8 protein-coding genes are annotated in these 6,218 nt (G+C 58.5%); 2 read left to right on the forward strand and 6 right to left on the reverse strand.

Annotated elements, in window-relative coordinates; all coding sequences use genetic code 11:
- The coding region (locus J6497_RS40040) for a hypothetical protein (protein WP_225709649.1) at nt 1-577 on the forward strand (577 nt) is incomplete at its 5' end.
- 45 nt (nt 578-622) lie between these two features.
- Here the strand turns inward: J6497_RS40040 and J6497_RS42385 are convergent.
- The 5 genes from J6497_RS42385 to J6497_RS40065 all read right to left on the reverse strand — a co-directional run bounded on the left by J6497_RS42385 (nt 623) and on the right by J6497_RS40065 (nt 4,830).
- A complete protein-coding gene (locus tag J6497_RS42385) occupies nt 623-943 on the reverse strand; it encodes an integrase core domain-containing protein (RefSeq protein WP_225709650.1) in 321 nt (106 codons plus the stop codon).
- Nucleotides 944-1,003: 60 nt separating this feature from the next.
- A complete protein-coding gene (locus J6497_RS40050) occupies nt 1,004-1,630 on the reverse strand; it encodes a hypothetical protein (protein ID WP_225709651.1) in 627 nt (208 codons plus the stop codon).
- 348 nt (nt 1,631-1,978) lie between these two features.
- Complete coding sequence (locus J6497_RS40055) at nt 1,979-3,856, reverse strand: methyl-accepting chemotaxis protein (RefSeq protein WP_225709652.1); 1,878 nt, start codon at nt 3,854-3,856, stop codon at nt 1,979-1,981.
- Nucleotides 3,857-4,242: 386 nt separating this feature from the next.
- The gene (locus tag J6497_RS41460) at nt 4,243-4,551 is read right to left on the reverse strand and encodes a sensor histidine kinase (RefSeq protein ID WP_225709655.1); all 309 of its coding nucleotides are present in this window, start codon (nt 4,549-4,551) and stop codon (nt 4,243-4,245) included.
- An 18-nt stretch (nt 4,552-4,569) separates the two neighbouring features.
- Nucleotides 4,570-4,830 (reverse strand): sensor histidine kinase family protein, encoded by a 261-nt coding sequence (locus J6497_RS40065; RefSeq protein WP_225709653.1) that lies wholly within the window; start codon nt 4,828-4,830, stop codon nt 4,570-4,572.
- Between the two features lie 308 nt (nt 4,831-5,138).
- Between J6497_RS40065 and J6497_RS40070 the strand changes: the two genes are divergently transcribed.
- Nucleotides 5,139-5,540, forward strand: coding sequence for a hypothetical protein (locus J6497_RS40070; protein ID WP_225709654.1), 402 nt, complete (start codon nt 5,139-5,141; stop codon nt 5,538-5,540).
- A 305-nt stretch (nt 5,541-5,845) separates the two neighbouring features.
- On the opposite strand, the gene J6497_RS40075 is transcribed toward J6497_RS40070, so the two are convergent.
- The coding region (locus J6497_RS40075) for an ATP-binding protein (protein WP_249793975.1) at nt 5,846-6,218 on the reverse strand (373 nt) is incomplete at its 5' end.

The raw sequence follows: 6,218 nt of genomic DNA on the forward strand, positions 1-6,218 counted from the left end.
TTTCGCCGGTGGTGCGATATTTCTCGTGCCGCGCACATTCAGTACCGAGCCAGGTATGACGATTGCCTTCGCGGCCTTTGCGACATTCGTGCTCGTCGCGCTCGCTATCGTCGCGCGGCAGTTGCCGGAGGAAATCCGACAGGTGCGCGAGGGGCCGACGGGGCGCGTCTTCAAGATCGACGTCGCCGAAGAGGCCTTCCAAGCCGGGATCGGGCGTGGGCGACCGGAGGGCGACCGAACAGTTGAGACGGTTATTGCTATGCTTTGGTTCGGCCTCGTCGAGGCCGGCGCATGGGCGGACAAGGCGGAGGCGACGTCAATCCTTGCGATGCGCGACGATCTGCAGCGCGGTCTCCTGAGCTTCGCCGAACTGGACGAACGTTATCGTGGCGGCGATGTCCTTCTTGAGTCCTTCGGCCGAGAATACCGGCAGGTCATCGTAGACTTTGTGACGGGGCCGGTTTTCGAGAGCTGGTTTGAGGATGTGACGCAGTTCGGCGCCGATCCTTGGGCGCTTTACGAGCGTCGCCGGGCCGAACTGTTCGAAGCATTGCGCCGGCGTCTTCCAACGCGCTGAACCCGAGTAGCGCATTGTCGTCGAGGCTGTGTGTACTGAAAACAGCTACACCCGAACGTAGTGGTGATGAAGCCCGCCAAGGATGGCGTGTGATTTAATGCTTCCTATCCGTTGAACGGGACGAGAGACCGGCGCGTCTTTATCCAACGACCGATGCGTTCTGATGTCGTTGTAATAGCGGGCATACGATCGCAGAATTCGGCGCAGATGCGCCTCGCCCAGGACAACGACGACGTGGTCCACACATTCTCGCCGGATTGATCCAATCAGTCGTTCGGCAAAGCCATTCTGCCAAGGCGAGGGCTGGCGCGGTCGGCTTGTCCTGGACGCCCATGGCGCGCAACCGGCGCGTGACAACGCTGCCATAGATCCGGTCCCGATCACGGATCATATAGCCCGGAGCCTCATCCCAAGGAAATGCCTCTATTACTTGACGGGCAACCATTCGGCCGTCGGATTTGCTGTGACGTTGATCCAGACGAGATCTCTGCGGTCGAGCCGGACGATGACGAAGGCATAGAGCAGGTCGAATCCGATCGTTGGAACAACGAACAGATCCATGGCGGCGATGTCCGGCGCGTGGTTGCGCAAGAACGTCCGCCATCCCGGGCTTGGCGGCCAGCGTCGTTTGATCATGTACTTCGCGACGCTCGACTGCGCGACCTGAAACCCGAGCTTGAGCAGTTCACCATGGCGTGGCGCACCCCACAGCGGATTGTCAAGGCTCATCGGCCGGATCAGTCCGCGCAGTTCTGTGTCGATGGGCGGCCGTCCTCCCAACGAGCGTGACTTCCAACGCCAGTAGCAGCGAAAACCGGCTTTGTGCCACCGCACCAGCGTCTCGGGTTGGATGATAGTGAAAACCTGCAAGATTGAGGGAAAGCAGCGGTACGGCCAGACCAAGAACCAGCGATCCTGGTTCGTGAGCTGGACGCGGCCATGCAGCCTGCGCCTCAATTGATGTCGCAGCGCCGCGTTCTCCGCTTCGAGCCGCAACTTCGACTTGAATGGCAAGGCCAGGACGGCCAACACGAAACCGAGCAGCCCGGTCATTCCGCCAGCTTAGGCGATTCCATCACATCATCAACTCGAATGAGGTTTTCGGTACACACAGGACTGCGCCGGTGAGGGACCGAGCAACATATGTGATCTGTTCTGCGGACCAGATCGATCTCGCGTCCGGAGAACGAACGAGTTTATCGACGGCAGCTACATTGCGGCTTGGAAGGAAAGCGTGAAATCCAGCGCTGGATTCTTGCAGGTTTTCATCGCCGATGGGCCGCCTATCGGCTTGCGCCAATTGTGCCACACGCGCGAACGATGAATGGGCCGTGAGGAAGCCGAAGTCAAAGTGCCGACAATATGCGCACGTATCCCGGAGTACCGGTCGCGGCCAGGCTGTTAAGCAGCTCGAATTCGTCCGAGGAAGGCGTGGACCTCGCGTCGCATGTCTTCGAACCTGCCGCGCATTGCGACCGAATGTTGCTCCACTTCGCGAGCCGAATGATCTGTACCATTCACCGAACGAGTTACGTCCGCAATCGTTCGCGTTATCGCAACTGTCTGCTCAGCGGTTACAGTGGTGTTCCGACTGATTTCGGAGGTGGCGGCATTTTGCTCTTCGACGGCGGCAGCTATTGTACCCGCAGACTCGTCCAGCCCGTTGATGGAAGTTGAAATCGAGCGAACCGCCTCCACCGCCGCAGTCGTAGCAGCACGGACCATTTCGATATTCCTACTGATGTCTTCCGTCGCTTTCGTGGTCTGACTTGCCAGTGCTTTCACTTCGGAGGCAACCACCGAGAAGCCCCGGCCTGCTTCTCCTGCGCGGGCGGCCTCGATGGTTGCGTTGAGTGCCAGAAGGTTGGTTTGTTCCGCAATTGAGTTGATGATCTCAATAATCGTCCCTATTGCTTCCACAGTGTCCGACAATGCGGCTACCCGCTGCTCCGTTTCGGAAGAGCGAGCTCGCGTTTCCTGCGCAATGTCACGGGTCAGATGAATCTGGCGCCCGATTTCGTTGATCGATGCCGCTAGTTCTTGAGAGGCCGCCGCTACTGTCTGTATGTTTTCCGAGACCGATGAAGCAGCGCTGTCCATACGTTCTGTTCCTGCAGCAGAATCCCTGGCGCTCTTTGAGAGCTGCGTCACAGTCTGAGACGTTTGTTCAATTTCTGCAAACAGGGCATCGACGAGCGACCCCACCGCCGTGTCGAACTCGTCAGCAAAGCGCAGCATTGCGTTACGGCGCTCGGCCTCGGCCAGCTTTTCGGCATTCGCCTGACTGGCTCTCAACGCTTCGGTCTCTTTCATCTTCTCACGAAACTGGACAAAGGCACGGTTGAGCCGCCCGATTTCCGTCTTGCTTTCGTCGTTTAATACTTCAGTATCGAACTTTCCAGCGCTGAGTTCCTCAAGGGCCGTCACCGTCCGATTCAAAGGGCGCGTTATAGAACGACCCAGCAAGATCGTCATGACTAGGCTCAGCGATAGACCTACGCAAAGAGAGCCGACAACCCAAAAGGCGCGGCTGAGAAATATCGCGTTGACATCATCGATGAAGATGCCGGTGGTGACGACCCAGTCCCAATGCTTGTCGACCGCGCTCAAGAAGAGCTTCGGAGTATCGTTCACCGTCGAGCCAGGCCGCCTTCCCGGGAACTGGGAGAATCCCTCCAGCGCCGCAGACTTGTTGGCTGCTTCCAGGTATCCGATATAGTTTGTCCGGGCCTGATCGTCCTTCAACTCCAGCATGTTCTGGCCAATGTTGTCCTTTCGCGACGGATGCATCTTCATGATGCCTTTGCGGTCGAACACGAAGAAATAGTTCTTGCCATCGAAGTTCATGCCGGCCAGGACAGTCAACGCTGCCTTCTGCGCCTCTTCCAATGGCATCTTGCCGGCCGCTGCGAGATCCCCATAGCGGTTGACGGTACTGACTGCTGTCTCGACGAGGGCCCGAAGCTTTGCCTTGCGATCCTCAAACATTCCCGACCGCATGTCCAAGAGCATATAGCTGGTTGCGCACACCAGCACGGCCGTGAAGATCAGAACGATGAGAAGGAGCTTTTTCCCGATAGTTAACTTCTGCAGCATGATTAAGCATGAATCTTTGTTACAATTGGACACGACTCTGCCTCTTTCGACTTTAAGAAGCGTTAAGCTCGGATATGGCGGCTTGCGCTGATATTGACCGTCCCGCCACAGAATCTTCTCAGCGTATGAGACGCGCACCGTTCGCTCGTGCAAGTAAAAGCCGTGATAATCGACGGCGAACATTACCATTTCTGCTGATCAACCGGACAACTGTCCACCCAATGAGAGGGCTCCGATCGCGAGCGGTCTTACACTTTCGACGACAGCAGCAAAGCCCCTGAAGGGCCGGCCGCGAGATGGGATCTTCCAGGTGGCGTCTGAGGGATCGCTTGAGGCTTCAAATGTACGTGGCGAACTGTTAGCTGCGTCTCAATCCTATCGCAGTCAAGATCACGTCATCGCCCTATGGCCATAGCGCCCACTTCTGCATTCGAATCGCGTTTGACGAGCGCTCTTGACGGACGGGAGGCCGCCTGATCCTCCCACTCTCAGTCGGTCAGGAACTTCATCGCCGCGCCGACGAGATCGGCACACTGATTGTATCTAGCAGAAGGTCGATTATGCCATCATCATTTCGATCTCGAACGCCGTCCCATTTGATCGTAACTTCTGGCGTTTCTGATTTCCCGCGTCTGCGGCTCGCTGCCGTGGAATACGACACGAAACACCGAGCCACCCCTCGCGCCTGACTTGTAGATGCATTCGGCGCCCATTCTGAGCGCGAGAGTCCGCACGATGTAAAGGCCGAGACCTGATCCTCGAGGACCGTTGAGCGGACGGAGGGAGCCTCGCTGAAATTCGCCGAACAGCTGGCTTCGCTGCTCTGGCGGGATGCCGATCCCTTCATCTGCCACCTCGATGAAAGGGCGCTCGTCGATTCTGACGGAGAGGTAAACTCACGAGCCGGCTTCCGAAAAGCGCAGCGCATTCGATAGGAGATTATCGAGGATCTGGTCGAGCCCGTCGCGGTCCACCATCGCCGGCACAGCTTGGTCTTGCTCCTCGATCGTCAGGTTAATCCGGTAGGCTTTGGCGGTCGCCCTGGCGCGGCGAACCGCGCCTGCGAGACTCTTCCGCAAGTCGTAGCACCGCAGGTCTGGCGAGGGCTGTGTTTCCGCTTCATGGGCTTCCAGCAGGCGTCCGATCAAGGACAACATGTCGGCGAGGCTCTTTCCGGCCTCGTTGAAAAGCTTCTGCAGGCCTGCTGCCGAAGACGGCGGTTGCTGAGCTGCGAGATCGATCTGACGTGCAACCCATTCCGCCGTCGGATTCTTGTGACGTTGATCCAGGCCGGGTTTCTGCGATCTAGTCGGACGATGACGAAGGCATAGAGCAGGTCGAAACTGATGGTGGGAACGACGAACAGGTCTATGACGGCAATGTCCGGCGCATGGTTACGCAGGAAGGTCCACCATCTATGGCTTGGTGCGCCTCGGCGCTTGACCATGTACTTGGCAACGCTCGATTGCGCGACCTCAAACCCAAGCTTGAGCAGTTCGCCATGAATACGCGGTGCTCCCCAAAGCGAATTATCGATGCTCATTCGCCGGATCAGCGCCCGCAATTCAGTATCGATCTGCGGTCGCCCTCCCCGTGGGCGCGACCTCCGGCGCCAGTGGCGGCGAAAGCCGGCCCGATGCCACCGCACGAGCGTCTTGGGCCGGATGATCGTGAGGACCTGCAGGATCGATGGAAACCAGCGATAGAGCTGAATGAAGAACCAGCGATCATTGCTCGTGAGCCGGACGCGACCATGCAGCTTACGCCTCAAGACAATCAATTGATGTCGGAGCGCCGCATTCTCTGCTTCAAGTCGGCTCTTCGACTTGAGCGGCGAGGCCAGGACGGCCAGTACGAAACAGAGTAGCCCGATCATTCATCCAGCTTAGGCGATTCCGTCACCTCATCAACTCGGATAAGATAAGGTTTTCGGTACACACAGGAGTTCGGCTGCGGCTTTTGTTTTCGTGGCGGCGCTGCGCCGTCTCGAGCCCGGCGCCCAAGCCAGCAATCGACCGCGAGCAATGGCCACGGTAGGCGCGGGCTCACGTCACGCCGAGCGGTCGTGCAAAGATGGGGGCGCGTCTTGTCAAAGGGGCGACTGGATAAGGGCAACCTCCAATGCTGTCGCGTTCATCCGGACCAGACGAGCGGCGGACGCGAAGGATCCAATCACGATGTAATGTCCGGCTGGGCAGATACAGTGAATTCAAAGGTGGCGCCGCCGTGGGGCACGTTCGTGCTGGCCCACAGCCGTCCGCCATGCGCTTCAATGATCGACCGGCAGATCGACAGGCCCATCCCCAAGCCGCCGGACTTTGTCGTGTAGAAGGCGTCAAAGACGCGCTCAAGCTCCGCCGGCGCCAGTCCCGGACCCGAATCTCGCACCCCGACGAGCACGCCGTTCGGCTCGGCCTTCCGGGTACTGATCAGCAACTCCCGCGCGCCCTCGCCGACGCCGCTCATCGCTTGGATGGCGTTGACAATCAAGTTGAGAATCACTTGTTGCAGTTGGACCCGATCTGCTCGAATGAGTGGCAAGCTC

This window comes from Bradyrhizobium cenepequi (assembly GCF_020329485.1).
Taxonomy (GTDB): Bacteria; Pseudomonadota; Alphaproteobacteria; order Rhizobiales; family Xanthobacteraceae; genus Bradyrhizobium; species Bradyrhizobium cenepequi.